32 protein-coding genes and 2 tRNA genes are annotated in these 25,819 nt (G+C 42.7%); all 34 read right to left on the reverse strand.

The annotated features are described in order from the left end of the window. Nucleotides 1-5: 5 nt before the first annotated feature. Nucleotides 6-548, reverse strand: coding sequence for a 50S ribosomal protein L6 (gene rplF, locus Q0N70_RS05270; RefSeq protein ID WP_294014529.1), 543 nt, complete (start codon nucleotides 546-548; stop codon nucleotides 6-8). A 12-nt stretch (nucleotides 549-560) separates the two neighbouring features. Then, nucleotides 561-962 carry a 30S ribosomal protein S8 gene (rpsH, locus tag Q0N70_RS05275; RefSeq protein WP_294014531.1) on the reverse strand — a complete coding sequence of 134 codons (402 nt, stop codon included), beginning with the start codon at nucleotides 960-962 and terminating at the stop codon, nucleotides 561-563. Between the two features lie 18 nt (nucleotides 963-980). After that, nucleotides 981-1,166 carry a type Z 30S ribosomal protein S14 gene (locus Q0N70_RS05280; RefSeq protein ID WP_294014533.1) on the reverse strand — a complete coding sequence of 62 codons (186 nt, stop codon included), beginning with the start codon at nucleotides 1,164-1,166 and terminating at the stop codon, nucleotides 981-983. A gap of 11 nt (nucleotides 1,167-1,177) precedes the next feature. Further along, nucleotides 1,178-1,729, reverse strand: coding sequence for a 50S ribosomal protein L5 (rplE, locus tag Q0N70_RS05285; RefSeq protein WP_013702556.1), 552 nt, complete (start codon nucleotides 1,727-1,729; stop codon nucleotides 1,178-1,180). Beyond that, a complete protein-coding gene (rplX, locus tag Q0N70_RS05290) occupies nucleotides 1,729-2,052 on the reverse strand; it encodes a 50S ribosomal protein L24 (RefSeq protein WP_013702557.1) in 324 nt (107 codons plus the stop codon). The genes rplE and rplX overlap by 1 nt, the downstream gene beginning before the upstream one ends. A gap of 14 nt (nucleotides 2,053-2,066) precedes the next feature. Beyond that, nucleotides 2,067-2,435, reverse strand: coding sequence for a 50S ribosomal protein L14 (rplN, locus tag Q0N70_RS05295; RefSeq protein WP_294014536.1), 369 nt, complete (start codon nucleotides 2,433-2,435; stop codon nucleotides 2,067-2,069). 15 nt (nucleotides 2,436-2,450) lie between these two features. Beyond that, nucleotides 2,451-2,723 (reverse strand): 30S ribosomal protein S17, encoded by a 273-nt coding sequence (rpsQ, locus tag Q0N70_RS05300; RefSeq protein ID WP_013702559.1) that lies wholly within the window; start codon nucleotides 2,721-2,723, stop codon nucleotides 2,451-2,453. 10 nt (nucleotides 2,724-2,733) lie between these two features. Next, nucleotides 2,734-2,976 (reverse strand): 50S ribosomal protein L29, encoded by a 243-nt coding sequence (rpmC, locus tag Q0N70_RS05305; protein WP_013702560.1) that lies wholly within the window; start codon nucleotides 2,974-2,976, stop codon nucleotides 2,734-2,736. A 10-nt stretch (nucleotides 2,977-2,986) separates the two neighbouring features. Next, entirely contained in the window at nucleotides 2,987-3,403 is a 417-nt protein-coding gene (gene rplP, locus Q0N70_RS05310; protein ID WP_294014538.1) for a 50S ribosomal protein L16, read from the reverse strand. Further along, nucleotides 3,396-4,148 (reverse strand): 30S ribosomal protein S3, encoded by a 753-nt coding sequence (gene rpsC, locus Q0N70_RS05315; RefSeq protein ID WP_013702562.1) that lies wholly within the window; start codon nucleotides 4,146-4,148, stop codon nucleotides 3,396-3,398. The genes rplP and rpsC overlap by 8 nt, the downstream gene beginning before the upstream one ends. A 1-nt stretch (nucleotide 4,149) precedes the next feature. Then, nucleotides 4,150-4,506 carry a 50S ribosomal protein L22 gene (gene rplV, locus Q0N70_RS05320; RefSeq protein WP_013702563.1) on the reverse strand — a complete coding sequence of 119 codons (357 nt, stop codon included), beginning with the start codon at nucleotides 4,504-4,506 and terminating at the stop codon, nucleotides 4,150-4,152. A gap of 14 nt (nucleotides 4,507-4,520) precedes the next feature. Further along, a complete protein-coding gene (gene rpsS / locus Q0N70_RS05325) occupies nucleotides 4,521-4,805 on the reverse strand; it encodes a 30S ribosomal protein S19 (protein WP_013702564.1) in 285 nt (94 codons plus the stop codon). A 14-nt stretch (nucleotides 4,806-4,819) separates the two neighbouring features. Further along, on the reverse strand, nucleotides 4,820-5,644 hold the full coding sequence (rplB, locus tag Q0N70_RS05330; RefSeq protein WP_013702565.1) for a 50S ribosomal protein L2: 825 nt from the start codon (nucleotides 5,642-5,644) through the stop codon (nucleotides 4,820-4,822). A 29-nt stretch (nucleotides 5,645-5,673) separates the two neighbouring features. Next, nucleotides 5,674-5,958 carry a 50S ribosomal protein L23 gene (locus tag Q0N70_RS05335; protein ID WP_013702566.1) on the reverse strand — a complete coding sequence of 95 codons (285 nt, stop codon included), beginning with the start codon at nucleotides 5,956-5,958 and terminating at the stop codon, nucleotides 5,674-5,676. Further along, a complete protein-coding gene (gene rplD / locus Q0N70_RS05340) occupies nucleotides 5,958-6,596 on the reverse strand; it encodes a 50S ribosomal protein L4 (protein WP_277078684.1) in 639 nt (212 codons plus the stop codon). The genes Q0N70_RS05335 and rplD overlap by 1 nt, the downstream gene beginning before the upstream one ends. Before the next feature lie 14 nt (nucleotides 6,597-6,610). Next, entirely contained in the window at nucleotides 6,611-7,231 is a 621-nt protein-coding gene (gene rplC / locus Q0N70_RS05345) for a 50S ribosomal protein L3 (RefSeq protein WP_013702568.1), read from the reverse strand. 81 nt (nucleotides 7,232-7,312) lie between these two features. Beyond that, nucleotides 7,313-7,621 carry a 30S ribosomal protein S10 gene (rpsJ, locus tag Q0N70_RS05350; protein WP_013702569.1) on the reverse strand — a complete coding sequence of 103 codons (309 nt, stop codon included), beginning with the start codon at nucleotides 7,619-7,621 and terminating at the stop codon, nucleotides 7,313-7,315. A gap of 48 nt (nucleotides 7,622-7,669) precedes the next feature. Continuing rightward, the gene (gene tuf / locus Q0N70_RS05355; protein WP_013702570.1) at nucleotides 7,670-8,857 is read right to left on the reverse strand and encodes an elongation factor Tu; all 1,188 of its coding nucleotides are present in this window, start codon (nucleotides 8,855-8,857) and stop codon (nucleotides 7,670-7,672) included. Between the two features lie 632 nt (nucleotides 8,858-9,489). Next, nucleotides 9,490-9,960: a 30S ribosomal protein S7 gene (gene rpsG / locus Q0N70_RS05360; RefSeq protein ID WP_277299596.1), complete on the reverse strand. Its 471-nt coding sequence runs from the start codon at nucleotides 9,958-9,960 to the stop codon at nucleotides 9,490-9,492. Between the two features lie 15 nt (nucleotides 9,961-9,975). After that, on the reverse strand, nucleotides 9,976-10,350 hold the full coding sequence (gene rpsL, locus Q0N70_RS05365; RefSeq protein WP_013702572.1) for a 30S ribosomal protein S12: 375 nt from the start codon (nucleotides 10,348-10,350) through the stop codon (nucleotides 9,976-9,978). A gap of 148 nt (nucleotides 10,351-10,498) precedes the next feature. After that, complete coding sequence (gene rpoC, locus Q0N70_RS05370) at nucleotides 10,499-14,983, reverse strand: DNA-directed RNA polymerase subunit beta' (protein ID WP_294014548.1); 4,485 nt, start codon at nucleotides 14,981-14,983, stop codon at nucleotides 10,499-10,501. Then, a complete protein-coding gene (rpoB, locus tag Q0N70_RS05375; RefSeq protein ID WP_294014550.1) occupies nucleotides 14,976-18,533 on the reverse strand; it encodes a DNA-directed RNA polymerase subunit beta in 3,558 nt (1,185 codons plus the stop codon). The genes rpoC and rpoB overlap by 8 nt, the downstream gene beginning before the upstream one ends. 240 nt (nucleotides 18,534-18,773) lie before the next feature. Beyond that, complete coding sequence (gene rplL, locus Q0N70_RS05380) at nucleotides 18,774-19,148, reverse strand: 50S ribosomal protein L7/L12 (protein ID WP_013702575.1); 375 nt, start codon at nucleotides 19,146-19,148, stop codon at nucleotides 18,774-18,776. A gap of 168 nt (nucleotides 19,149-19,316) precedes the next feature. After that, nucleotides 19,317-19,913 carry a 50S ribosomal protein L10 gene (gene rplJ, locus Q0N70_RS05385; protein ID WP_273353404.1) on the reverse strand — a complete coding sequence of 199 codons (597 nt, stop codon included), beginning with the start codon at nucleotides 19,911-19,913 and terminating at the stop codon, nucleotides 19,317-19,319. Then, nucleotides 19,913-20,590, reverse strand: a complete 678-nt coding sequence (gene rplA, locus Q0N70_RS05390) for a 50S ribosomal protein L1 (protein ID WP_294014553.1) — start codon at nucleotides 20,588-20,590, stop codon at nucleotides 19,913-19,915. The genes rplJ and rplA overlap by 1 nt, the downstream gene beginning before the upstream one ends. Beyond that, nucleotides 20,590-21,024: a 50S ribosomal protein L11 gene (gene rplK, locus Q0N70_RS05395; RefSeq protein WP_013702578.1), complete on the reverse strand. Its 435-nt coding sequence runs from the start codon at nucleotides 21,022-21,024 to the stop codon at nucleotides 20,590-20,592. Before rplK ends, rplA begins: the two co-directional genes overlap by 1 nt. Nucleotides 21,025-21,221: 197 nt before the next feature. Further along, nucleotides 21,222-21,779 carry a transcription termination/antitermination protein NusG gene (gene nusG, locus Q0N70_RS05400; RefSeq protein ID WP_294014556.1) on the reverse strand — a complete coding sequence of 186 codons (558 nt, stop codon included), beginning with the start codon at nucleotides 21,777-21,779 and terminating at the stop codon, nucleotides 21,222-21,224. Between the two features lie 9 nt (nucleotides 21,780-21,788). Continuing rightward, a complete protein-coding gene (secE, locus tag Q0N70_RS05405) occupies nucleotides 21,789-21,968 on the reverse strand; it encodes a preprotein translocase subunit SecE (protein WP_288566840.1) in 180 nt (59 codons plus the stop codon). Between the two features lie 25 nt (nucleotides 21,969-21,993). Continuing rightward, nucleotides 21,994-22,066 (reverse strand) — tRNA-Trp (locus tag Q0N70_RS05410). Between the two features lie 37 nt (nucleotides 22,067-22,103). Then, a complete protein-coding gene (gene rpmG, locus Q0N70_RS05415) occupies nucleotides 22,104-22,280 on the reverse strand; it encodes a 50S ribosomal protein L33 (protein WP_177528792.1) in 177 nt (58 codons plus the stop codon). Between the two features lie 31 nt (nucleotides 22,281-22,311). Beyond that, nucleotides 22,312-22,384: transfer RNA gene (locus Q0N70_RS05420), tRNA-Thr, on the reverse strand. 199 nt (nucleotides 22,385-22,583) lie between these two features. Next, entirely contained in the window at nucleotides 22,584-23,447 is an 864-nt protein-coding gene (epsC, locus tag Q0N70_RS05425) for a serine O-acetyltransferase EpsC (protein WP_013702582.1), read from the reverse strand. A gap of 36 nt (nucleotides 23,448-23,483) precedes the next feature. Further along, nucleotides 23,484-23,990 (reverse strand): hypothetical protein, encoded by a 507-nt coding sequence (locus Q0N70_RS05430; protein ID WP_294014566.1) that lies wholly within the window; start codon nucleotides 23,988-23,990, stop codon nucleotides 23,484-23,486. 99 nt (nucleotides 23,991-24,089) lie between these two features. After that, nucleotides 24,090-25,469, reverse strand: coding sequence for an SUMF1/EgtB/PvdO family nonheme iron enzyme (locus Q0N70_RS05435; protein WP_294014569.1), 1,380 nt, complete (start codon nucleotides 25,467-25,469; stop codon nucleotides 24,090-24,092). Between the last annotated feature and the right edge of the window lie 350 nt (nucleotides 25,470-25,819).

Consider the following 25,819-nt stretch of genomic DNA (forward strand, 5'->3'; position numbering starts at 1 on the left):
TCACCTTATTTTACGCCGGTCTTACCGACTTTACGTCTGATAACTTCGTTGTCATAGCGTATACCTTTTCCTTTGTAAGGCTCAGGCTTGCGCAATTTGCGAATCTGTGCGCTGAATTCACCAACCTGCTGCTTGTCAATTCCAGAAATAGTAAGCTTTCCGTCTTTGTCAGCAGTTACAGTAAGTCCTTCAGGAATAACAGCAACGAACTCAGAAGAATATCCAAGGTTCATTATAATTGTTTTTCCCTGAACTTCAGCACGATAACCAACACCTGTAATTATAAGTGTCTTAGAGAAGCCCTGTGTTACTCCCACAACCATGTTGTGAATGAGATTGCGGTACAAACCGTGACATGCGCTTGCAGCCTTTGTCTCATTTGCAGGATTAACAATAACTTCGGCGCCTTTTACTTCAACATTTACAAGACCGTTAATATCCTGCTTAAGCTCGCCTTTTGGACCTTTTACAGTAACCAAGTTAGGAGCAACAGTAACAGTAACGCCTGCTGGAATAGCAACAGGAAGTTTTCCAATCTTAGATGCCATTTCTTCCTCCTATTACCATACTTTGCAGATCAACTCGCCGCCGACCATCTTTTCAGAAGCCTTTTTGCCAGTTGTAACACCGCTTGATGTTGAAACGATTAAAGTGCCGTATCCGTTGTAAACGCTAGGCAATTCTCTGTAGCCAGAATAAGCACGGCGACCTGGTGTAGAAATTTTCTTCATGCCGTGAATAACTGACTTGTTGAAGTCGTCATATTTCAAAAAGATACGGATAACAGTGTGTCCGTTGTCATCCTGAACTTTTTTGAAATTCTTAATATATCCTTCTGTTTTAAGGATCTTTACAATTTCCAGTTTCATCTTAGAAGTAGGAACATCTACTTTTTCATGACCGGCTCTTGCCGCGTTCTGGACTTTTGCAAGCATATCTGCTATTGGGTCTGAAGCTGCCATTTCTATAATCTCCTGTCACTACCAAGATGATTTTGTGACGCCCGGTAAAAGGCCTTCACTTGCTAATTTGCGGAAGCAGATACGACAAATCTTGAACTTACGCAAATATCCATGTGGACGACCGCAAATCTGGCACCTATTATATCTACGAGTAGCATATTTTGGTGTGCGGCTTGCCTTGATAATCATTGATTTCTTAGCCATGAACTTCTTCCTTATTTCCTAAACGGCATTCCAAACTTGGTCAACAGGGCGCGAGCCTCATTGTCTGTGCGTGCGCTTGTAACAATGCTGATGTTCATACCGGCAATCTTAACGATTTTATCGAAATCAATTTCCGGGAAGATAATCTGTTCTGTAATACCAAGAGAGAAATTTCCATGTCCATCAAAACCAGTAGCTTTGATTCCGCGGAAATCCTTTACACGAGGAAGAGCAACATTGATAAGACGATCGAGGAATTCATACATGATGTTTCCACGAAGAGTTACCATTGCTCCTACTTCATTGCCTTCACGAAGTTTGAAGTTTGCAATACTTTTCTTAGCTCTTGTTTTAACAGCTTTCTGGCCGGTAATCTGAGTGAGATCTGTAACTGCAGCATCAAGAAGTTTCTTATTCGTGAGAGCTTCGCCAACACCCATGCTTACGACAACTTTTTTTACTGCCGGAATCTGCATTACGGATGTGTATCCAAGCTCCTTAAAGAGCTCTGGAGCGATTTTTTCCTTATAGACTTTCTTAAGCCGTGGTACGTAATTTTCCATTACAGTGCTTCTCCACACTTGCGGCAAACACGAGTTTTCTTGTCGCCATCAAGTTTATATCCTGCTCTGACAGGGCGTCCGCATTTTTTACATACGAGCGCTACATTTGATATGTCCAGAGGTGCTTCGATTTCAGCAATTCCGCCTGCATCCTGCTGGGACTTCCTCTTTATTGCTTTCTTTACAATATTGCAACCGCTTACAATAACACGTCCTTTGTTATTCTTTTCAAATACACGGACGATTGTTCCGCGCTTGCCCTTGTCTTTTCCAGCAATGATTTCAACGTTATCATTCTTATGGATCTTGTATTTATGCTGCATACTGTCCAAGCTCCTTAGAGAACTTCCGGAGCAAGCGATATGATCTTCATAAAGTCCATATCACGAAGCTCGCGAGCTACAGGTCCAAAAATACGTTTTCCCTTTGGATTCTTGTCTGCATCGATAAGAACGCAAGCGTTGTCATCAAAGCGGATATATGTTCCATCTGGACGGCGGTATTCTTTTGCCACACGGACAATTACAGCCTTCTGTACTGAACCTTCTTTAATTGTAGATGTAGGAATCGCTTCCTTTACAGCTACCACAACAATGTCACCAATACCTGCATAGCGGCGGTGTGAGCCACCTAAAACCTTAATGCACTGAACCAATTTAGCTCCGGAGTTATCGGCAACAACCATTTTTGATTGCATCTGAAGCATAATCTTACTCCTGCCTTATTTGGCTCTCTCGATTATTGTATCGAGACGCCAGCATTTTTCTTTGCTGATCGGACTGCATTCTACGATGCGAACTGTGTCTCCAATATGAGCCTCGTTCTTTTCATCGTGGGCCTTGCATTTCTTGGTCCGTGTAACATATTTCTTGTAAAGGCGGTCCATTTTTTTCTTATCAATAGAAACAACGATAGTCTTGTCCATCTTGTCGCTAGTGACGATACCTACGAATGAACGTTTTGCACCTTTTTTCTGCACATTCTGTTCTTCCACGGGTCAGCTCCTAGTTTTTTGCAGCAATAGCTTCAGCAGCAGCTGCTCTGAATTTTGCCAGATCCTGCTGATGAATAAGCGTATTAAGGCGGGCAATTTCATGGCGCATTGTACGCTTCTGCATTGGATTATCTACATGGCCAATTACGCTCTGAAAGCGAAAGTCCATGTACTGTTTTTTAAGTTCATTGCGCTTTGCAACGAGTTCATCATAAGAAAGATCTTTATCCTTTTTTTTCTTTGAATCAGCCATTTCTTACTCCTTACTCGACTGTTGGGCGGAATGCCACTTTTGTTTTAATTGGAAGTTTGCTTGCAGCAAGATGCATTGCTTTTTCAGCGAGCTTTTTGTCTACTCCGCCAACTTCAAATAAAATCATACCAGGTTTAATAACAGCGGCCCAGAATTCAGGCGCGCCCTTACCTTTTCCCATACGAGTGTCAGCCGGCTTCTTAGAAACTGGCTTGTCTGGGAAAACGCGTGTCCAAAGATTACCCTGACGGTTAATGCAACGGTTAATAGCAACACGAGCAGCTTCAATATGCTTTGCATTCAACCAAACCGGCTCCATTGCAACAAGCGCTATATCACCAAAATCAACATAGTTAATACGTGTAGCATTGCCTGTTGGACGGCCACGCTGAACTTTGCGGTGCGCAACTCTTTTAGGACTAAGCATTTTCTACTTTTCCTCCCTCAGCTTTTGGGGAACGAGCAGACTTACGGTCGCCATTAGAGCGGTCGCGGCGAGGCTTTCTTACAATATCACCTGCATCCTCGTTCTGCTCACGTCCGTAATTCATTCCGTTGTAGACCCATACTTTAATGCCGATCTTACCATAAGTAGTAAGAGCTTCATAAGTACCATAATCGATGTCAGCACGAAGAGTATGAAGAGGAACGCGTCCTTCCTTAAGCTCTTCTGAACGTGTCATATCAGCTCCGCCAAGACGACCAGAGATACGGATTTTTATACCCTGAGCTCCGCCCTTCATAGCGTTTGAAGCAGACTGCTTGAGAGCCTTGCGGAAAGAACCGCGGCCAGCAAGCTGACGGCCTACATTCTGCGCAATAAGAGAAGCATTGATTTCAGGACGTTTGATTTCCTTAATCTTAATCTGGACTTTCTTTGTCAGCTGCTTCTGAATATCTGCGCTGATTTTTTCAATAGTAGCGCCTTTAACACCAATAATAACACCCGGGCGTGCTGTGTGAATTACAATAGTAACACGCTGCGGATGACGAACAATTTCAATTTCAGCAATATCTGCGTTCTTGCATTCAGGAAGAGAGCCAACAAGCTTGCGGATTTTCATATCTTCCAAGAACAAGTCTGCATATTCACGAGAATCTGCATACCAACGAGACTGCCAAGTTTTGTTTACACCAAGGCGTAAACCGATAGGATTAACTTTCTGACCCACTTTATTTTCCCGCCTTTTCGTCAACTACAACAGTGATATGACACATCCGCTTCAAGAGCTGATCAGCACGTCCGCGTCCACGGAACCATACTCTTTTAAGTCTTGGACCTTCGTCAATACGAATTTCCTTAATGTAGAGCATATCTTCATCAAGTTGCTTATTCTTATTGAGAGCATTCGCTACTGCAGATTTTAATGTTCCGCTGATAAGACGAGCGCCTTTCTGCGGCATTACATCAAGAATAGCCATAGCTTCAGAGCAAGACTTAGTCTTTACAACATTAGCTACAGGGCGAACCTTTGTAGGAGATGCAATGAGAAATTTAGTTGTGGCTACATAACCTTTCTTTTCAGCCATAATATCCACTCCTATTATTTACCAGCTGATTTGTCTGAACCGCCATGTCCCTTGAATGTGCGTGTTGCAGCAAACTCACCAAGCTTGTGGCCTACCAAGTTTTCTGTAATATACACAGGAATCCATGACTTACCGTTGTGCACTGAAATAGTATTTCCTACCATTTCAGGGATGATTGTCGAGCAGCGGGAATAAGTTTTAATCATTTTCTTATCAGCTGCTGATGCTTTGTTCATTTCTAAAACCTTTTTGTAAAGAGATTTCTCTATAAAAGGTCCTTTCTTAACTGATCTTGACACGATTAACTCCTACCCTACTTCTTGCGGCGACTAATAATGAAACGACTAGATGTCTTTCTCTTATTGCGTGTTTTGTAACCACGGCAAGGCTGTCCCCAAGGAGTAACTGGCTGATGTCCTTTTCCAGCGCCTTCACCACCACCAAGCGGATGATCAACAGGGTTCATTGCCATACCACGTACAGTCGGGCGAATACCACGCCATCTGTTGCGTCCAGCTTTACCAAGCTTAGTGTTCATGCGGTCTTCATTTCCAACAATACCGATTGTTGCATAGCACTTTCTGTGAATACGGCGAAGCTCTCCAGAAGGAAGCTTTATAGTTACGTAATCACCTTCTTTTGCAGCAACAAGAGCACCTGTTCCAGCAGAGCGAACAAGCTGTCCGCCACGGCCAAGAGTAAGCTCAATATTGTGTACAGTGAATCCAATCGGAATAACATCCAGTGGAAGAGCATTAGCTACAGTAGGAGCTGCGTTTTCACCAGACATAATTTTCTGTCCAACTGTAAGACCTTTTGGAGCAATGATGTAGCGTTTTTCACCATCAGCATAAGCAATCAAAGCAATGTTTGCGCTGCGGAATGGATCGTATTCAATTGTCTTTACAGTTCCAGGAATACCATGCTTATCGCGTCTAAAATCGATTTCACGGTATTTTCTTTTATGACCGCCGCCCTGATGACGTACAGAAATACGTCCGCCTGCGCCACGACCAGCTTTTGATTTGCGGCCATGAGTCAAGCTTTTTTCGGGTTTATCGGCTGTCAATTCTTCGCGAACCAAGTCAACACGGCCGCGTGTACCTTTTGAATAAGGCTTGTATATCTTAAGAGCCATATGGTTCCCCTTACTTACAGTTTAAAGGCTTAAACACCTTCAAACACCTTGATTGTTTCGCCAGCAGCAAGCTTTACGATTGCTTTTTTGTAGCCAGCAGTTCTTCCAGGTCTTCCGCGAAGACGCTTGATTTTTCCTTTTACATTGATAGTCTTGCAGTCTTCAACATTTACATTGAAAAGCTTGCGTACAGCTTCTTTAATCTGAAACTTTGTAGCTGCAGGGTCAACAATAAAAGTATATTTATTCTGTTCACGGAGTGCTGTTGCTTTTTCAGAAAGAACAGGTTTAATAAGAACATCATTGAATGTCATTATTTTGCCTCCTTGTCTTCAGCATAGAAATCAGAAAGATTTTTTGCAGCACCTTCAAGCATGATGATTTTTCTTCCGTAGAAGAGATCATGCGCACGAAGACGGTTGTAAGAGAGGAAATAAACATTCGGAAGGTTTCTTCCAGCCTGCTTGATTTTCGCATCGTCATCTTTAAGAAGAATAACAGTGCGCTCGTCTTTTACAAAGTTCTTAAGGATTTTTACCAAGTCCTTTGTCTTTCCGCTTTCAATAGTAAAATCTTCAACAACAGTAAGTCTGTCTGCCTGAGCCTGAAGACTCAAGATAGACTTCATTGCGAGACGTTTTTCTTTCTTTGGAATTGCATAGCTGTAATCACGTGGTTTTGGTCCAAAAATTGTACCGCCGCCAACTGTAATTGGAGACTTTTTATCACCACGACGTGCATTACCAGTTCCCTTCTGCTTGTAAGGTTTAGCATTGCTGCCATGAACTTCTGCACGTGTTTTTGTACATGCTGTTCCAACACGTTTATTTGCTAATTCGTTAGTGATGGCATAGTAAATAACATCTTCGTTAATTGGAAGTCCGAAAATTTTGTCATCAAGATTGATAGTCCTGAGTTCTTTGCCATCGATTGAATAGACTTTCTTTTCCATACTATTCCTCGACCTTATTTCTTAACCGCAGCCTTAACGATAAGAGTACAGTTTCTTACACCAGGAACTGCACCACGAACCATCAAAACATTGAGCTCAGGGTCAACTTTCACAACCTTGAGGTTTTGTACTGTAACGCGATCAAACCCCATGCGGCCAGGCATCTTAACATTTTTAAGACAATGTCCCGGAGTTGTACAGCATCCAGTGCCGCCAGCTTCACGATGGAATTTTGAACCGTGTGTAGCACGTCCGCCGTGGAAGCCCCATCTCTTCATTACACCCTGAAAACCTTTACCTTTTGAGGTAGCAGTTACGTCGATGAAACGAACCTTTTCAAACAATTCTACACCAATCTGGTCGCCAACTTTAACTTCACCTTCAAAATCTCTGAATTCTTTAAGATGACGTTTTGGTGTAATGTTCTCTGGAAACTGCTTTGCGTATGGCTTTGTAATCTTGTGAGGCTTCAAATCCTCAAGTCCAAGGACAACAGCTTCATAGCCGCACTTTTCCTGTGTCTTTGTAGCAACAACAGTGTTTGGCTCGACGCGGATCACGGTTACTGGTGTCAGATTGCCGTTTTCATCGAAAACCTGTGTCATTCCTACTTTTTTTGCTATCAGACCTTTCATCTGAATCTCCTAAACTTGGCCGCCATCCCCGATCCAAGGGGACCGTTACCTTTATTTTACAGAAACCGGATTTTATTCCGATTACTGCTTGATTTCTACATCAACACCTGCTGGAAGCTCAAGTTTCATCAAAGAATCCATTACTTCTGAGCTTGGTTCAAAAATGTCAATAAGGCGTTTGTGAGTTCTCATCTCAAACTGTTCACGTGACTTCTTGTTAACGAAAGGTGAACGGAGAACAGTAACTTTATTGATTCTTGTTGGAAGCGGGATTGGTCCTGAAACCTTTGCTCCTGCCTTCTGAACCTGCTGCACGATGTCTTTTGCGCTCTGATCGATAAGAGCTACGTCAAAAGCACGAAGTCTTACACGAATCTTGCCATTTGCCATGATATTCTCCAAATAGGGCAGAAAGCTAAGCCTTCTGCCCTTCAATAACTATTCGATAATCTTTGTTACCTGTCCAGAAGCGATTGTGCGTCCGCCTTCACGGATAGCAAGCTTAAGACCTTCATCCATAGCGATTGGGTGAATAAGTTCACCGATGATCTTAACGTTGTCGCCAGGTTTTACCATGTCTGTTCCAGGTTCAAGTTCAACAGTACCAGTAATATCTGTTGTTCTGAAGTAGAACTGTGGGCGGTAGCCTGTGAAGAATGGGCTGTGGCGTCCACCTTCTTCCTTTGAAAGAACGTAGATTTGAGCCTCGAACTTTGTGTGTGGGTGGATGCTTCCCGGAGCAGCAAGAACCTGTCCGCGGATAACATCTTTCTTTTCAACACCACGAAGAAGAATACCAGCGTTGTCACCAGCCATACCTTCGTTAAGAGTCTTGTTGAACATTTCGATTCCAGTTACAGTAGAAGACTGTGTTGGGCGGATACCAACGATTTCAACAGCATCACCCATGTGGATAACACCGCGCTCGATACGTCCAGTAACAACAGTACCACGTCCTGTGATTGTGAAGATGTCCTCAATTGGCATCAAGAATGGCTTCTGGTCATCGCGAACTGGATCATCAAACCATGTGTCCATAGCTGTAAGAAGCTCTTCGATGCATTTTGTGTTTTCTGGGTTATCAGATTCGTTCAAAGCCTTAAATGCAGATCCCTGGATAATTGGTGTGTCCTCAGAGAAGCCGTATCCTTTGAGAGTTTCTTTTACTTCGTCAACAACGAGCATAAGAAGATCTGGATCGTCAACAAGGTCAACCTTGTTAAGGAATACGATAATCTTTGGTACACCAACCTGACGAGCAAGAAGAAGGTGCTCTTTTGTCTGTGGCATAACTGAATCTGGAGCAGAAACAACGAGGATAGCTCCATCCATCTGAGCAGCACCAGTAATCATGTTCTTGATGTAGTCAGCATGTCCTGGGCAGTCAATATGTGCATAGTGACGCTTGTCAGACTGATACTCAAGGTGGCGGCTGTTGATAGTAATACCACGAGCCTTTTCCTCTGGCGCATTGTCGATTTCATCGTACTTCAAGAGCTTATCACCGTATTTTTTTGCACAATAAGCAGTGATAGCAGCAGAAAGTGTAGTCTTACCATGGTCAACGTGACCGATAGTACCAACGTTCATGTGAGGTTTAGTTCTGTTGAACTCTTCCTTTGCCATGATTTTCTCCTTGCCTTGCAGTGTTTTACTGCGGCATTATGTTGTATTTTATGTGTTGCACTTTAAGCCAGAAAATATGCCTCTTAAAAAGCAGACAATATTTTCGCATACACACTTGACCAATTTAACTAGGACGATTCTATACGTGAATGGACAACATCAAAAATTCTGTTTCATCTATTCGAAGCAGCTGGCCTTTTCCACCTAGCATCATCCGGGCTGACGATTGGTTTGGAATTCAGAACCTTTTTTTAGCTGAAACAAACTGCGGGAGCAATTCTTTCAGCCAGTCAGAAGCCTGAACACGCAACCGTTTAATAGAAAGTCTCAACGAAACTTTCTGCACATTCAGGGTGTGAAACTCTACAGCCGCACTGCGGAAGTTTTACGATTTTCACCAGACAGCTAAAACTGTCCGTCCGACTATCAAACACTCTGTCTGCAAAAATGCAGAATACGCCTTATAAAGGCATAAATGTTCTGTATTTATATACTTTTTTCAAAAAAGAATCAAGGGGCTAAAACTTTTATTTGGAAAATAATTGAAAATATATTTACTAAATTCAAATTTTTAAAAGACATAAAAAAACCGCCTTGGAAAAACCAAAGCGGCTGTTCTGAAAAAGCAAGAACTACCAGCGGTAATGAGCAAAAGCCTTGTTTGCCTCTGCCATTTTGTGTGTGTCTTCCTTCTTCTTATAAGCAGAACCTGTGTTGTTGAAAGCATCGAAGATTTCAGCAGCAAGAGTTTCAGCCATTCCGTGTCCGTTGCGTGAGCGGGCAGCGTTAATCATCCATCTCATTCCAAGAGCTTCGCGGCGTGCGTCACGAATTTCAATAGGAACCTGATATGTAGCTCCACCAACACGGCGGCTTTTTACTTCCACCATTGGCTTTACATTTTCCAAAGCCTTAAGGAACACTTCAAGAGGATCCTTGTCAGTCTTTGTTTTCAATTTGTCCAAAGCATCATAAACGATTTTCTGGCAAATCTGTTTTTTCCCATCAAGCATCATGCGTGTTACAAATTTTGAAATAACTACGCTGTTGTATCTTTCGTCTGGCATAACCGGACGGTTAACTGATTTCTTATGTCTTCCCATAGTATTAACCTCCTATTATGCCTTTGGTTTTTTAGCGCCGTATTTTGAACGGGCTCTTTTGCGTCCGTCAACGCCAAGAGTATCTTTTGTACCGCGGATAATGTGGTAGCGTACACCAGGAAGATCCTTTACACGTCCACCGCGAACAAGTACAACTGAGTGTTCCTGCAAGTTGTGTCCAATTCCTGGAATATATGCAGTAACTTCGATTCCATTTGACAAGCGAACACGAGCAATCTTACGAAGAGCTGAGTTCGGTTTTTTTGGAGTCATTGTCATAACACGTGTGCAAACACCACGTTTCTGCGGACAAGACTGAAGTGCGGGGGCCTTAGTTCTTTTTGCAGAAGACTGACGTCCTTTACGAATTAATTGGTTTATTGTAGGCATCGCCTATTCTCCTATATTATTGCCGAGCAGCACCTCGGACAGAATAACAAAATAAGTATCTAATTTTACAGAATTCAAACTTGTTTCGTCAAGGGAATTTTGCTAAAGTCGCTAGAAAAAGTTTAATTTTCCTAGCGACTGGCAATTTTTAATCCTCGTCCGATGCAGAATCCATTGCAGGAACAACTGCGGCTTCTTCTGCTTCCTTCATTTCAAGCATACGCTGCTCAAGGATTTCCTTCATCTTGGCATCCAAGTCGGCGCTTGAATTGTCTGAAAGCTTAACATTATTATACTGGCGTATTCCTGTACCAGCAGGAATTCTGTGTCCAATAATAATGTTTTCCTTAAGACCATGAAGATTGTCTACAGAACCTGCAATTGCGGCGTTTGTAAGAACACGGGTTGTTTCCTGGAATGAACAAGCTGAAATGAACGAATCAGCGGCAAGAGCAGCTTTTGTAATTCCTTGGAACATAGGACAAGCAACGGCTGGCTGTCCTCCTTCCGCAACAACTCTGTCGTTTTCTTCACGGAATGTGTACTTGTCAACCTGCTGGCCGTAGATAAATCTTGTGTCGCCAACTTTGATGATTTCAACTTTCTTAAGCATCTGGCGGATAATAGTTCCAATATGCTTGTCGTTAATATCTACGCCCTGAGCGCGGTAAACAGACTGAATTTCATCCATAAGGAAGTTCTGAAGGCGGTCTTCACCAAGAACAGAAAGAACATCGTGCGCGTCTACTGCTCCATCGCAAAGCTTTTCTCCAGCTTCAACCTTATCGCCATCACGAACAAGAAGACGCTTAACCATAGGAACAAGGTGGCTGTGTTCTTTTCCGTATTCGTCAACAACAATAACAGTTCTTTTGCCTTTTACAATCTTGTCGAATTTTACAGTTCCAGTAATCTTTGCTATTACAGCAGGATTCTTTGGCTTGCGTGCTTCGAAAAGCTCAGAAACGCGAGGAAGACCAAGGGTAATATCGTTCGCCTTTGCAGCGTCTTTTGCCATTTTTGCAAGAGTTGTTCCGGCTTCAACCTTTCCCTTGTCCTTAATGTCGTTGCTCAAAATAGCGCCAACCGGCATGTGGTAGCTTCCAAGCTCGTTTCCGTCTTCGTCCGTAATGATAATACGAGGCTGCTTTACATCAAGGTGAAGATCTGAAATGCGGCGTTCAACAGCTCCAGTCTGAATATCAGTTTTTGTTTCAAGAGTTACGCCGTCAATAATATCTTCATAATGAATGTAGCCGGAAACTTCCGCAATAATAGGTTCGCTATAAGGATCGAATTCACCTACAGGCTCACCGGCTTTTGCAATGCAAGAAGCTTCTGTGAATTTTGCGTATACAGTTGAACCGTTGGAAATTTCAACTTTCTGGTCATTGCTTGTAAGGTAAATCACATTGTCTTTTATGATAATGCGTCCTCCGTCAGAAGCAAGAACTTCCTGTCCTTTGTGCTTTAAAATCGGATTATCCTTGCGGACATAAGCTCCGTCTTCAACAATAACTTCATCGGAAGAATCAAAAGCATAAGACTTGAACAGTTTTGTAACAATCATTGAGCCACGGCGTGTAAAGAGCCAGTCGCCATTTTTTGAAACAACGTGAGTTCCCTCAAGGCTTTTGATGTAAACATCGTATTTCATTGCAATGTGGTTGTCTTTCTGTCCACCTTCCGCAGCACCACCAGTATGGAATGTACGAAGTGTAAGCTGTGTACCCGGCTGACCGATTGACTGGGCCGCAATAGTTCCAACTGCTTCACCGATTTCAACAATCTTGTTGCGAGCAAGGTCTTTTCCGTAGCATTTTACGCAAATTCCGTGTTTGCTTTCGCAAGTAAGAACTGTGCGAAGCTTAACTTTTTCAACTCCAGCCTTGTCAATTTTTTCAGCAAGGCTTTCATCTATATACTGGTTTACATCGCAAAGAAGCTCGCCGGAAACAGGGTCAATTACGCGTTCAATTGTATAATGACCTGCAATGCGCTTTGCCAAAGGAACAGTAACAGTGTCTCCGTCCTTTATTGCAGCATAGTCAATTCCGTTGATTGTTCCACAGTCTTCTTCATTTACAACAACATCCTGAGCGACATCTACAAGACGGCGTGTCATGTAACCAGCATCGGCAGTCTTCAAAGCTGTATCAGACAAACCTTTGCGCGCACCGTTTGTTGAAATAAAGAACTCAATAACTGAAAGTCCTTCCTTGAAGTTTGCGCGAATTGGAAGCTCAATGATGTCTCCGTTAGGCTTCTGCATAAGTCCACGCATTGCCGCCAGCTGGGAAATCTGCTTTTTAGAACCACGGGCACCAGATGTAGCCATCATATAGATAGTATTGAATCCGTCCTTGTGCTTTGCAAGGTTGTCCATCATGAGGTTTGTAAGCTTTTCGTTTGTGTTTTCCCAAACTGTAACAGACTTGTTGTAGCGTTCGTCAGCTGTAATAGCACCGCTGTTCCACTGGCCTACAATTTTTTCAACTTCCTTGTTTGCTTCTGCAACCATAGCTTCTTTTTCTTCTGGAACAAGAATATCGTCCATTGAAAGAGTTGCGCCGTAGAATGTAGCGTTTTTATATCCGCAGGCTTTAATCGCATCAAGCATCTGGATTGTAAGCCAGCCGCGGTCAATCGCATAAAGGCTCGGAAGGATTTTTCTAAGCTTGTAGTCTTCAAGCGGAGTTTCTCTATTGTAGATTTTGTCAATCTGCTTTCTAAGGGAAGCATCTTCGATAACTTTATCCAATGTTTCCGCATCAAAAGTTTCAAACTGATATTTTTCTTCAATAAGGCTCTTTATTCGCTTGTCGCTTGTCTGCTCGTTGTGGTAAACACTTTCAATCATTTTCTTGAGCTTTTTGTCGCCAAGCTGCTCGTTGTAGAAGTCAACTTCGTCCGGCATTGACTCATTGAAAGCCATGCGTCCGGCAGATGTAAGAATGTACTTGCTGTCAGGCTCTTTGTCGTTGTTTACGCACTTGTTGAGAATATTTTTGTGAACCTTGATTTCCGCCTGCCATTCAATTGCTCCGCTAGAAGCCGCAAGACGAACTTCATCCGCGCTAGAGAAAAATTTTCCTGTGCCTTTTGCATTCGGCTTTATAGAAGTCATGTAGTAAATTCCCAAAACCATGTCCTGAGAAGGAGCTACAATCGTGTTGCCGTTTGCCGGGTCAAGAAGGTTGCGGGCAGAAAGCATAAGTGTCCAGCATTCCATCTGCGCAGCCTGAGTAAGAGGCACGTGGATAGCCATCTGGTCGCCGTCGAAGTCAGCGTTAAACGCTTTACAAGCCAAAGGATGAAGCTTCAATGCTTTTCCCGGAACAAGAACCGGCTCAAATGCCTGAATTCCCAAGCGGTGCAATGTAGGAGCGCGGTTAAGCATTACAGGATGCTCGCGGACAACTTCATCAAGGATTGCAAAAACTTCTGTAGATTCGCTTTCTACAAGTGAACGTGCCTTTTTAATATTGAAGACAACGCCCTTGTCAACAAGTTTCTTCATTATAAACGGCTTGAAAAGCTCCAATGCCATTTTTTCAGGAAGACCGCACTGCCAAAGCTTAAGCTCTGGACCTACAACGATTACAGAACGTCCAGAATAGTCTACGCGTTTTCCAAGCAAATTCTGGCGGAAACGTCCCTGCTTTCCTTTAAGCATATCGCTGATTGATTTAAGCGGACGGTTTGCGGCTCCTTTTAGAACACGCTGCTTGCGCTTAGAGTTATCAAACAATGAGTCAACTGCTTCCTGAAGCATACGCTTTTCGTTGCGGATAATAATATCCGGCGCAGACAAAGACTGAAGCTTCTTCAAACGGTTGTTGCGGTTGATTACACGGCGGTAAAGGTCATTCAAGTCGGAAGTCGCAAAACGTCCTCCGTCAAGCTGAACCATAGGACGCAAATCCGGCGGAATAACCGGAATAACATCCAGAATCATCCAAGAAGCCTTGTTTTCTGAAGTGCGGAAATTTTCTACAATTTCAATTCTCTTCAAAAGACGTTTGTCGCTCTTTGGACCTTTTTCAATCATTTTTGCACGGAGCTCGGCTGCAAGAGCATCAAGATCAAGGTTTTCAAGCAAAGTTTTAATTGCCTCTGCTCCCATTCCCGCTGTAAATGCTCCGCCATAACGTTCCTGCGCTTCAAGATATTCATCTTCTGTCAAAAGCTGATTTTTCTTTAAATCTGTGTCGCCCGGCTCAATTACAATATACTTTTCATAATAAAGAATTGAACGGAGAGCAGCCACCTGCAAATCAAGCAAAAGTCCCATGCGGCTAGGAACTGAATGGTAATACCAAATGTGGCTGACAGGAGCTGCCAAGTCAATGTGTCCAGTACGTTCACGGCGGACTTTAAAGTGTGTAACTTCAACTCCACAACGGTCGCAAACAACGCCTTTATAGCGGATTGACTTGAATTTTCCGCAGTAACATTCCCATTCCTTTGTTGTACCAAAGATGCGCTCGCAGAAAAGTCCGTCCCTTTCCGGGCGAAGAGTGCGGTAATTTATAGTTTCCGGCTTTTTTACTTCACCGTAAGACCATGAACGGATATTTTCCGGGGAAGCAAGTTTAATTTTAAGGCTTGTGAAATCCTGAATATCACGCATTTTCGTTCTCCTTGTCAAAACCAGCGCCTACTTTGTCAATAAGCTCCTGATCACGCTCTGTAAGGGCAATCTGCTTGCCTTTGTCATCATAAATAGTAAAGTCCAACGCAAGTCCGCGAAGTTCCTGAACCAAAACATTGAATGATTCCGGCACTCCGATTGGAGCTGTTGGCTCACCCTTGACAATCGACTCGTAAACTTTAGAACGTCCGTTCATGTCATCAGATTTGATTGTCATCATTTCCTGCAATGTATTTGCAGCGCCATAAGCCTCAAGCGCCCAAACTTCCATTTCTCCAAGACGCTGACCACCAAACTGGGCTTTTCCTCCCAACGGCTGCTGAGTAACAAGAGAATAAGGTCCTGTTGAACGCGCGTGCATCTTGTCGTCAACCAAGTGGTGAAGCTTCATAAAGTATATAACGCCAACGAAAATTGGATTCAAGAAAGGCTCGCCTGTAAATCCGTCGTGCACAATCTGCTTGCAGTCCGGCGAAAGTCCAGCCTGAACAAGTTTTTCCGCAATCTGCTCCTGGCTAGGTGTCTGGAATGCAGGCGAATTGTACCATTCATTCAAAACAAGACCAGCTCTTCCAAGCTCAGATTCCATAATCTGTCCAATATTCATGCGCGAAGGAACACCAAGAGGATTCAAGCAAACATCAAGCGGAGTACCGTCCTCAAGGTAAGGCATGTCTTCAACAGGAAGAATGCGGGCAACAACACCTTTGTTTCCGTGGCGTCCGGCCATCTTATCACCAACAACAAGCTTGCGTTTGTCTGCAATAATAACTTTTACCTGCTCATCTACGCCAGGCTGAAGCTCATCGCCTTCACTTCTCTTAAGGCGCTGAATGTCAATTACAACGCCCTGAACTCCATGAGGAAGCTTGAGTGAAGAATCGCGGACTTCTTTTGCCTTTTCACCGAAAATAGAATTCAAAAGCTTGAATTCCGGTGTAGTTTCAGTTTCGCTCTTTGGAGTAACTTTTCCAACAAGAATATCTCCAGAGCGGACTTTTGCGCCGATGCGTACAATTCCTTCAGAGTCAAGATTGTCAAGAATTTTTTCTGAAGTGTTTGGAATATCACGTGTAATGCGCTCAGGTCCAAGCTTTGTCTCGCGGATTTCAGTCTGGAACTCGTGGATATGAACAGAAGTATACATATCCTCTTTTACAACGCGCTGGCTGATAAGAACAGCATCCTCATAGTTGTATCCGTTCCACGGAACAAATCCAACAAGAATATTACGTCCCAAAGCAAGCTCGCCATTGAATGTAGCAGGACCGTCTGCAATGACTCCGCCGGCTTCAACGTGCTCGCCAACCTGAACTGTAGGACGCTGATGGTTTACAGTATCGCTATTTGTCTTCTGATATTTAAGCAACGGATATTCATCAAATACATCGCCTTTGACTCCATCCGGCTTGATTTTAATAAGATCGCTTTCAACCCACTTTACAGTTCCGGCACGGCGGGCTTTTGTAAGAACGCCAGAATCGTAAGCTGTCTTCTGCTCCATTCCAGTGCCAACATGAGGAGGCTCTGGGAACAAAAGCGGAACAGCCTGACGCTGCATGTTACAACCCATCAACGCGCGGTTAGCATCGTCATGCTCAAGGAACGGAACAAGAGAAGCTGAAACAGAAATTACCTGGCGCGGAGAAACGTCCATGTACTGAATGTCTTTTGGCGAGCGGCTTGTGTAGTCTCCACGGTGGCGGCAAGAAACCAAGTCTGTAGGGAACGAGCCATCTGCCTTCATTCCTTCTGTAACCTGACCAACGTAGTATTTATCTTCATCCATTGGATCAAGATATTCAACTTCATTTGTAGCCTTTCCGTTTACAACCTTGCGGTAAGGCTCTTCAAGGAAGCCGTATTCATTTACGCGGGTAAAAATCGCAAGAGAAACAATAAGACCGATGTTCGGACCTTCAGGAGTTTCAATAGGACACATTCGTCCATAATGAGTGTAGTGAACATCGCGGACTTCAAAGCCTGCTCTGTCGCGTGAAAGACCACCCGGTCCCAATGCGTTAAGACGGCGTTTGTGAGTAAGCTCTGCAAGCGGATTACACTGATCCATGAACTGTGAAAGCTGGCTTGAACCAAAAAACTCACGGATAGAAGAAATAATCGGCTTTATAGAAATCAAGTCGCCCGGCTTAAGGGTTTCTGTTTCCTTTAAGTTCATGCGGTCCTTTGCAATGCGCTCCATGCGTGCAAAAGCTGTCTTAAACTGATTTGTAAGAAGCTCGCCAACAGAACGAACACGGCGGCGTCCCAAGTGGTCAATGTCATCAAGAGGCTCATCGCCAATGTAAACTTCTATAAGATGCTTCATTGTGTTGATGATGTCGTCTTTTGTAAGTGTTACATCTTCAACAGGCTCTTTATAGTCAAATTTCTTGTTAAGCTTGTAGCGTCCAACACGTCCCAAGTCGTAGCGGCGCACACTAAAGAACATAGTTGTAAGGTCGCGTTCTGCAGCTTCAACTGTAATTGGTTCGCCCGGCATTAAGACAGCGTAAACTTTTGAAAGGCACTCTTCCTTTGTAGGCTCATCTGCTGTAGAAGAACCTTCCTTGGAGAATACAATTTCTTCACGCTCAAAACAGTTCACGATCATTTCGCTATCCAAAGAAGGATTTTTTTCCTCTTTGTCATCAGGGCGTTTTTTCATGTTGAACTTTATTACGTTGATTTCCTTGATTCCATTTGAAACAAGGTCGTCAATATCATGCGGATGAAGCTTGTCGCCTGCGCGGAACAATTTCTTTTCTTCGCCAGTTTCTTCATCTTTTACGATTACCGGCTTTCCAAGAACTCTTCCTGAAAGCTCGTCGCGTTTTTCTGAATCTGAAGGAATTTTTACGTCTTCTGTAACATAGAAGCAGTTTATGATTTCTTCGCGAGTTGAATATCCAAGCGCGCGGAGGAAAATTGTTCCCAAGATTTTTTTCTTGCGGTCAATTTTTGCGTAAATAAGCTCTTTTTTCTGGTCGATTTCAAATTCAAGCCAAGAACCGCGGTAAGGAATTATGCGGCTAGACAAAACGCCCTTGTCGCGCTGAAAAATAACTCCAGGCGAACGGTGAATCTGGCTTACAACAACGCGTTCTGCGCCATTGATAACAAAAGTTCCTCTGTCTGTCATAAGAGGAACATCGCCCATGTAAATATCTTTTTGGAGAATAGCTCCAGTTTCTTTAAAATTAAGATTGATGCGGGCCTTTAATGGAACTGCGTAAGAAACACCTTTTTTCTTGCATTCCTGCTCTGTGAATTTCATGCCGGCATAGTCAAGCTCATAAAATTCGTATTCAAGCGACATATCGCCAGCCGGGCTTTCAATAGGGAAAGTTGAAGTGAAAACTTCCTGAAGTCCTTGGTTTAAAAGCGGCTCGCCTTTTTCAATTCTGTCTTTTTGGATGAATTCTTCGTAGGAAGAAAGCTGAATGTCGATAAGATTAGGAAGCTCCATGAAATCCTGGATGTCTTTTCCTATGTACTGGCGAACAATTTTCTTGCTCTTTGCGAACATCAAATACCTCTTTAGGGGTTATGAACTGGTACGCCCAGACCGCTACAAGCAAAGACTTTGCTCAGCACGAGAAAAAGCGCCCTATCGGAAATCTCTGTCCCGGCAGATTTATTTTTATTTTAAAGCCAACCTGCAGGCTCTTTTGACAACAAAAGCCTCAGGAAAAGAAAAATCTTTCCCTGAAGCTAGAGTTCAAGTTTTATAAATGTCTTGAAGAAAAACAATCAAGCATCTGCCAGATTATTTCTTGCTAACTTTTCCACCAGCAGCAGTGATGTCAGCGATGAGCTTGTCAGCATCAGCCTTAGATACACCCTCTTTAACAACCTGAGGAGCACCAGTAACGATTGCCATTGCTTCCTTAAGACCAAGACCTGTTGCAGCCTTAACAGCCTTAATAACATCCATTTTCTTTGCTGGATCAATAGATTCAAGAGTAACAGTAAATTCTGTCTGCTCTTCTTCAGCTGCCGCTGCTGGACCTGCTGCTACTGCTACAGGTGCTGCTGCAGAAACACCGAATTTTTCTTCCATTGCTTTTACGAGATCAGCTGCCTGCTGAACTGTCATGTTTGCAATTGCTTCAAGAATTTCATCATTTGTAAGAGCTGCCATATTGTCTTCTCCGTAATCAAATATGATTAGTAAAATTTCCGTGCAGATAAAAACAAACTGTTTCTAAGCCCTGCATCGGTTTGTCTGCGGACAGTCGACAGCTATGAAGCCTGACCGCAGGGAAAAATTCCGCTCTGGGCATTGCAAAAAGCTTTTGCCCTACTGAATTTATTCAGCTGCTGGAGCTGGAGCTGCTTCGGCTGCTGGAGCCTCTGCCGCAGGAGCTGCCTCTTCCGCCTTTGGAGCAGCAGAAGCCGGACCTTCTTTTTCCAGTTTTTCAACATATGCTTGCAATGTTCCAGCAAGTTTTCTTGCAGGTCCATTGATTGCAGACATAAGCATTGCGATGAGCTGTTTCTTTCCAGGGAGTTTTGCAAACGCCTCGATTTTTGCAGCATCATAAAGCTCGTCTTCTACCCAAGCGCCTTTTACAACGAGGGCTGGAGCTTCTTTCGCAAAGTCAAACAAAACTTTTGCAGACTCGTTAGCCTCTTCCTTGATCATGGCAATAGCCGTTGGTCCAGAAAGATACTGAGCAACTGCATCATTCTTCATTTCGTCAAAAGCTACACGCGCAAAGTTATTCTTGATAACCTTGAACTGTGAATTCTTTTCACGCAAAGAATGGCGGAGCTTTGAAATCTGCTCAACAGTAAGTCCTCTGTATTCAACAAAGATAAAATCTTTATATTCACTAAGAACTTTCTTTGCTTCTTCAATAGCCTGTGCTTTGCTAGGCTGAATCTTTTTTGCCAAAATAGCCATTATTCTGCCTCCTTAAAGTCAATCCAAACACCAGGTCCCATTGAAGAGCTGATCGAAACAGAACGTACAAATCCGATTTTTGCATCAGCTGGCTTTTTGCGCTCAAGTTCTGTGAGGAAAACTTTTACGTTTTCAGCAGTGTCCTTTGAATCCATGGAAACTTTTCCAACAGGAATATGAACAACACCAGTCTTGTCTGCGCGGAATTCTGTGCGTCCCTTTTTGAGTTCAGCAACAGCTTGCGCAATGTTCGGTGTTACAGTTCCTGTCTTAGGGTTAGGCATAAGACCTTTGCGACCCAAAACCATACCAAGACGACCAACGTCCTTCATCATGTCTGGAGTAGCAACTGCAACATCAAAATCAAGCCAGCCGCCCTTTACTTTTTCAATGTACTCTGTACCTGCGTAAGTTGCGCCTGCATCAAGAGCTTCCTTTACACGGTCATCTTTACAGAAAACAAGAACGCGCTTTTCAGCAGTAAACTGATGCGGGAATACAAGAGTATCACGTACAGTCTGGTTTTTTTCCAGCTTAAGGGAAACTGAAAGTTCAACTGTTTCATCGAACTTTACATAGTGAAGATCTTTTACAAGCTGGCAAGCTTCTGAAATTCCATAAGCCTTTGCCGGATCATACTTCTTCAATGATTCGCGGTATTTCTTTCCGTGCTTCATTATTCAGCCTCCACTTCTACGCCCATACTGCGAGCAGTACCAGCGATGATTTTCTTAGCAGCCTCAATGTCGTTTGCGTTAAGATCAGGAAGTTTCTGTTTTGCAATTTCTTCAAGAGACGCTTTTGAAAGTTTTCCAACTTTGTTGCGAAGCGGATTTCCAGAGCCTTTCTGGATTCCAACAGCCTTTTTAATAAGAACAGCTGCAGGAGGAGTCTTGAGAATAAATGTGTAAGATTTGTCCTGATAGACAGTGATGACTACAGGGATAATAAGTCCCTTTTCCATGCTCTTTGTGCGGTCATTGAATTCCTGAACGAACTTAGGCGCAGAAACTCCATGAGGTCCAAGAGCCGGTCCAATAGGTGGAGCTGGTGTAGCAGCGCCGGCAGGGCACTGAAGTTTAATGACAGCTGTAACCTTTTTTGTGGCCATAATGTATCTCCTTACATTGGTGGTGGGTATCAGATTTTCTGAACCCTAGCGAAATGCCTATGTCCAACGGACTTGCACTTCTCCCAAAATTAAGAAAAAAGCATTCATTGCGAATGCAAAATTCTATCAAACATCAGAACCAGTTTCAAAAAAATGCTGTTTGAAACCGGCATAAAAGTTAAACTGCAAAAAGCAATTTATATTTTTTCAACTTGAAGAACATCAACTTCTACAGGAGTTGCTCTTCCAAAAATCTGAACATTAACACGGAGCTTGTTCTTTTCTGTATTTATATCTTCGATAGCACCGCTGAAAGTTGCAAAAGGACCTTCTGTAATTTTTACAGTTTCGCCAACTTCAAAATTCTGCTTAATGCGAACCAGCTTTTCACCTTTAAGTTCGCCAGCCATCTGAAGAATATTTTTTGCTTCATCTGTGGAAATTGGACGAGGCTTTTCAGAAGGCTTAACACCAACAAAGCCAGTTACACCCTGAACACGGCGGATTAGAGAGCAGGTATTCTTCCAGCCAATCTGCGGAAGATCCATTTCAATCATAATGTAGCCAGGAAGAATCAAGTTATTGCGGACGTGTTTTTTTCCATTTGAAATTTCAACAACTTCTTCCATTGGAACTTTTACTTGAAAAACAATATTTGAATCAAGTTTCTGCTCTGTGAGCATAGTTGCCAATGTTCTTTGAATTTTCTGTTCGTAGCCTGAATAAGTCTGAAGAATATACCAGCTTCTTGCCATTTGATTCCCCTAGAATACGAGGCGGAGGCCTTCTGTAAACAACCAGTCAAGAAGACCAAGAATCAATGCAACAATAATTGTAGAGATGAAAACAACCTTTGTAGAAGAAAGAACGTCGCTACGTGTAGGCCAAGTTACTTTTCTAAGCTCTCCGGCACATTCTTTAAAAAACTGAAAAATCTTTTTCATTTTCATCCTCGTCTTTTGTAATTAACAGGCCAGGCAGGACTCGAACCCGCGACAACCGGTTTTGGAGACCGGGACTCTACCAACTGAGCTACTGACCTAAAATATATTCAGCCTCCATAAAAGAAGGCATATATTTTATTTAGCTTTTGTTTCCTTATGAAGGATTTCTTTGCGGCAGAACGGGCAGTACTTGTTCTTTTCAAGTTTGCCAGTGATATTCTTGCGGTTTTTGTATGTTGTGTAATTTTTACGTTTGCATTCTGTGCACTGCAATGCAATGATTTCTACGGCTGACTTTTTCTTGCTTGCCATAATATTTGCTCCTCTGTTTTTCTAATCTTATAGCTCCCGAGCGGAATCGGACCGCTGACCTCATCGTTACCAACGATGTGCTCTACCGACTGAGCTACAAGAGCATAGGGATAATATTCCCCTGAAAAATAGTATGTTTTGGAAATATAACTTAATAGAAAAAATATGTCAATAAGAGATTCTTGAATTTGTTGAAATTCAAATAAGATTTTTAGAACAATAGGCTGAATTCTGAAAAAAGATTGTCGTATCAAGTACGACAATGACAGTTAAAACTTATTGTCCAGTGATGCAAAAACCCGACTACGAGCGGCATTCCTGCGTAAAGGTTGTATGCGGAGGAACAGACTTTGTAATCCAAGTATTTCCGCCTATTACGCAGCCTTCTCCAATGACGGTGTTTCCGCCTAGAATCGTGGCATTGGCGTAAATTGTAACGTTGTCTTCTATTGTTGGGTGGCGTTTTTTGTTCATAAGCTCCTTTTTTACGCTCAAAGCTCCCAGCGTAACGCCTTGGTAAATCTTTACATTGTTGCCGATAATGCAGCTTTCGCCGATTACAACACCAGTTCCATGGTCAATAAAAAAACTTTCGCCTATTTTGGCACCCGGATTTATATCAATTCCAGTATGGCTGTGCGCGTACTCGCTCATTATGCGCGGAATAACAGGAACTCCGTTTTCAGTAAGAAAATGCGCAATCCTATAAACTGAAATCGCTTCAAGGCACGGATACGAAACTATTACTTCCTCACTGGACTTTGCAGCCGGATCTCCAGCATTGGCAGCCTGAACATCAAGCCCGATTTTTCTGCGGATTTCTGGAATTTCCTCAATAAGCGCGAGAGAAGCCTTTTCCGCAAGGTTAAAACAGTGAGAAAGCTCCACTTTGTCGTTCTGGACAACAAAAGAAAGGGCTTTTTTAATTTCGCGGGTAAGCATTGAAACTATGCGGTTCACACGCTCGCCTGTAACAAACCTCAATGTAAGCGAATCAATTTCTTCCGCAACCCTGTAGCCTGGAAAAATCAAGCACTGAATGTCCTTTAGAACCGTTATGACATTTTCCCTGTTTGGAAACTTCATGGCTTCATCAAGGTTGATTCCTCCGTACTTTTGGTAAGACTCAAGTATTTTTTCTACGGCAGTGTCAATTGTCGCGCTCATAAGACCTCGCTTTTAATTTTCCGCAAAGCAAACTGGCTAGCTCCAGTACTTTTTGCCCCAGTTTTCAAAATTCCATTCATCGGAATATTCATTGCATTCATAGTCAATGTAATATAAAAGTCCATTCTGTACAATAAAATTTGTAGGATAATAATCAATATTAAGGTGAAGCGGATAAAGTTTGCGGCACATTTCTTCTACTTGGGCGATGTATTCGGGTTTTACAAGATTTTCCTTGGCAAGCTGCTCGATTGTAGAACCGTCAATATATTCCTTTAAAATACGTTCGTTTTGAACATCATGCGCAATCATAAGCGGAATTCTTATGCCGGCATTTTTCAGCCGCTCGTAATCGTTAAGTTCCGCCATTATCTTGTTGCCAAACTGATAATAGCTGCACGGCTCGTGGTGAATCTGCTTGAGAACAAAAAAACTTCCGCCACAAGAAGCAAGATACGAATATCCGCCCTTGCCTTTGCCCAAAAGCTTTTCAAGTTGATAATCCTTTCCGTTTAATGAAATACACGAATTAAGTTCAAGCATAAAGTCTCTCTCTCCTTTTGGTTCTATTTTAGGTTTTGTAATTAGCCCAGAATACCGAGTTTTGTGTTTATTGCCATTATCGAGCTCAACTGTATAATCCTAGTTCTTCGCTGTACGCACAACACGGAAACCATAATTGTCGTAGCCTAAATCTGGGCGCAAACTATTCCGCTTATAAACAGAACAGGAGTCCGCACCAATGACATAACAACCACTACGACTCACGCGGTTAGAACCCGACAATGCACCAGTAGAAGATGTACTGCCTGATATGCTACTGTTCCAATCCCAGCACCATTCATATACATTGCCGCTCATGTCGTATAGCCCCAACTCGTTTGCTTGTTTTGTCTTTACTTCATGAGTTCCTTTGGTGCCTGCTTCTGCTGAATTATCCGTGTACCAAGCAACGTCATCAATTGTATCACTTCCTGCATAAATATACTGTGTGCCGCTTAGTCCGTTTCCGCCGCGTGCCGCATATTCCCATTCAACTTCTGTAGGTAGTCGGTAACCGTTTGCACCAAAGTTACATGTTGCAGCATCCCAAGTAACATTATTGCCTGAGCTTGAACTTGGCACATTTCCCCACTCATCAGAATTTGTAGAACCGTTTATCGAATAACAAGGCGTAAGTCCTTCTTCTATTGAACGCTTGTTGCAGTAAACAATTGCGTTATACCAGATTATTCTGCCAATCGGATTGTTATCCGAAGTTCCAATTGCAGTTGCCAAACTACTTGGAAGACTTCCTATTACAGTCTCGTATTCTCCCCGCGTAACTTCATGGTCGCAAATATAAAAATTGCTTATAGTTACAGCTCTTCCATCAATAAATACTTCGCTATTTGGAGCTGCTTCTGTTATTGTTGCGCCTTCTACAAACACAAAGCCGTCTGTAGACCACTTTGCATAAAGTGTAACATCGTTTTTTTCAAATACATTAATAGAAGCATTATTGTAAACTGGGTCGCTGTCTATGCTGGTCGCCCAGCCTTGAAATGTAGAGCCGTCTTTTGTAAATAAATTTTCTGAAAGGGATTGGGAAGTTCCGTAAGTAAAAATTTGAGAAGACATTGTTCCAGTTCCGCCGTTCGAATCAAAAGTTACAGTAAATTTATCATGAAGCGTTACAGTGCAAGGAGAAGTTTCTCCAGCAACAACTGTTACTTCTGAATCTCCAAGGCCAGACAAAACATTATTTTTATAAGCCTTGACTTCAACCGTGTAAGTTTCTGGGCTGACTTCTAAAAACTCCAGTACCCCCCCCGAAGAACCGGTTTCACTCTGAATAACATCTTCATTTAACAAAAGTTCTACTATATAAATATCAGCTTTTGTACTGGAACTAATTTCACGTCCGCCGCCCGGCAAGGCAACACGAATTGAGCCGCCCTTTTCAGAGCCGCCGCTCACGTTCACGCAGGACGCAGCCACAAATAAAAACGCAAATAAAGCCGGAACAATAAATTTCTTCATAAAAGACCTCCAATCAAAATGTATACGTTTAAAGATTGTCGGATTGAATCCGACAATGACAAAGGCACGGGACTGATAAAACAAATCCAGCAATGACAATTTTCCTAACATTTTCATGCCATTATCAAACTTGGATTTTTCTGTCATTCCCGCGCTTGACGCGGGAATCTCTGTTATAACCAACTTTCCTAGAATCTAAATTAAATTATACTGAATAAATTTCAAAAAACAACTTTTTGGCGAAAATTTATTGAGAATTTTTGTTTTGTTGACTTAGTGAAGTTAGCTTAAAACATGGGAATTTTCCTTAAGTAAATACGTTATTTTTCATTGAAAAATAGACTATTTGC

Origin of the sequence: uncultured Treponema sp. (assembly GCF_945873775.1) — a bacterium.
In the GTDB taxonomy this organism is placed as follows: Bacteria; Spirochaetota; Spirochaetia; order Treponematales; family Treponemataceae; genus Treponema_D.

Coding starts and splice junctions, on each gene's coding strand:
- rplF (WP_294014529.1), bottom strand. CDS start 548: ATGGCATCTAAGATTGGAAAACTTCCTGTTGCTATTCCAGCAGGCGTT.
- rpsH (WP_294014531.1), bottom strand. CDS start 962: ATGGCAGCTTCAGACCCAATAGCAGATATGCTTGCAAAAGTCCAGAAC.
- Q0N70_RS05280 (WP_294014533.1), bottom strand. CDS start 1,166: ATGGCTAAGAAATCAATGATTATCAAGGCAAGCCGCACACCAAAATAT.
- rplE (WP_013702556.1), bottom strand. CDS start 1,729: ATGGAAAATTACGTACCACGGCTTAAGAAAGTCTATAAGGAAAAAATC.
- rplX (WP_013702557.1), bottom strand. CDS start 2,052: ATGCAGCATAAATACAAGATCCATAAGAATGATAACGTTGAAATCATT.
- rplN (WP_294014536.1), bottom strand. CDS start 2,435: ATGCTTCAGATGCAATCAAAAATGGTTGTTGCCGATAACTCCGGAGCT.
- rpmC (WP_013702560.1), bottom strand. CDS start 2,976: ATGGCTGATTCAAAGAAAAAAAAGGATAAAGATCTTTCTTATGATGAA.
- rplP (WP_294014538.1), bottom strand. CDS start 3,403: ATGCTTAGTCCTAAAAGAGTTGCGCACCGCAAAGTTCAGCGTGGCCGT.
- rplV (WP_013702563.1), bottom strand. CDS start 4,506: ATGGCTGAAAAGAAAGGTTATGTAGCCACAACTAAATTTCTCATTGCA.
- rplB (WP_013702565.1), bottom strand. CDS start 5,644: ATGGCTCTTAAGATATACAAGCCTTATTCAAAAGGTACACGCGGCCGT.
- Q0N70_RS05335 (WP_013702566.1), bottom strand. CDS start 5,958: ATGACATTCAATGATGTTCTTATTAAACCTGTTCTTTCTGAAAAAGCA.
- rplD (WP_277078684.1), bottom strand. CDS start 6,596: ATGGAAAAGAAAGTCTATTCAATCGATGGCAAAGAACTCAGGACTATC.
- rplC (WP_013702568.1), bottom strand. CDS start 7,231: ATGAAAGGTCTGATAGCAAAAAAAGTAGGAATGACACAGGTTTTCGAT.
- rpsJ (WP_013702569.1), bottom strand. CDS start 7,621: ATGGCAAATGGCAAGATTCGTGTAAGACTTCGTGCTTTTGACGTAGCT.
- tuf (WP_013702570.1), bottom strand. CDS start 8,857: ATGGCAAAGGAAGAGTTCAACAGAACTAAACCTCACATGAACGTTGGT.
- rpsG (WP_277299596.1), bottom strand. CDS start 9,960: ATGGGAAGACATAAGAAATCAGTTAACCGTCCGGTTATGCCAGACGAA.
- rpsL (WP_013702572.1), bottom strand. CDS start 10,350: ATGCCTACAATAAACCAATTAATTCGTAAAGGACGTCAGTCTTCTGCA.
- rpoC (WP_294014548.1), bottom strand. CDS start 14,983: ATGCGTGATATTCAGGATTTCACAAGCCTTAAAATTAAACTTGCTTCC.
- rpoB (WP_294014550.1), bottom strand. CDS start 18,533: ATGTTCGCAAAGAGCAAGAAAATTGTTCGCCAGTACATAGGAAAAGAC.
- rplL (WP_013702575.1), bottom strand. CDS start 19,148: ATGGCAGCTCTTACAAATGATGAAATTCTTGAAGCAATTGCAAACATG.
- rplJ (WP_273353404.1), bottom strand. CDS start 19,913: ATGGCTATTTTGGCAAAAAAGATTCAGCCTAGCAAAGCACAGGCTATT.
- rplA (WP_294014553.1), bottom strand. CDS start 20,590: ATGAAGCACGGAAAGAAATACCGCGAATCATTGAAGAAGTATGATCCG.
- rplK (WP_013702578.1), bottom strand. CDS start 21,024: ATGGCCACAAAAAAGGTTACAGCTGTCATTAAACTTCAGTGCCCTGCC.
- nusG (WP_294014556.1), bottom strand. CDS start 21,779: ATGGCAAGAAGCTGGTATATTCTTCAGACTTATTCAGGCTACGAACAG.
- secE (WP_288566840.1), bottom strand. CDS start 21,968: ATGAAAAAGATTTTTCAGTTTTTTAAAGAATGTGCCGGAGAGCTTAGA.
- rpmG (WP_177528792.1), bottom strand. CDS start 22,280: ATGGCAAGCAAGAAAAAGTCAGCCGTAGAAATCATTGCATTGCAGTGC.
- epsC (WP_013702582.1), bottom strand. CDS start 23,447: ATGAGCGCGACAATTGACACTGCCGTAGAAAAAATACTTGAGTCTTAC.
- Q0N70_RS05430 (WP_294014566.1), bottom strand. CDS start 23,990: ATGCTTGAACTTAATTCGTGTATTTCATTAAACGGAAAGGATTATCAA.
- Q0N70_RS05435 (WP_294014569.1), bottom strand. CDS start 25,469: ATGAAGAAATTTATTGTTCCGGCTTTATTTGCGTTTTTATTTGTGGCT.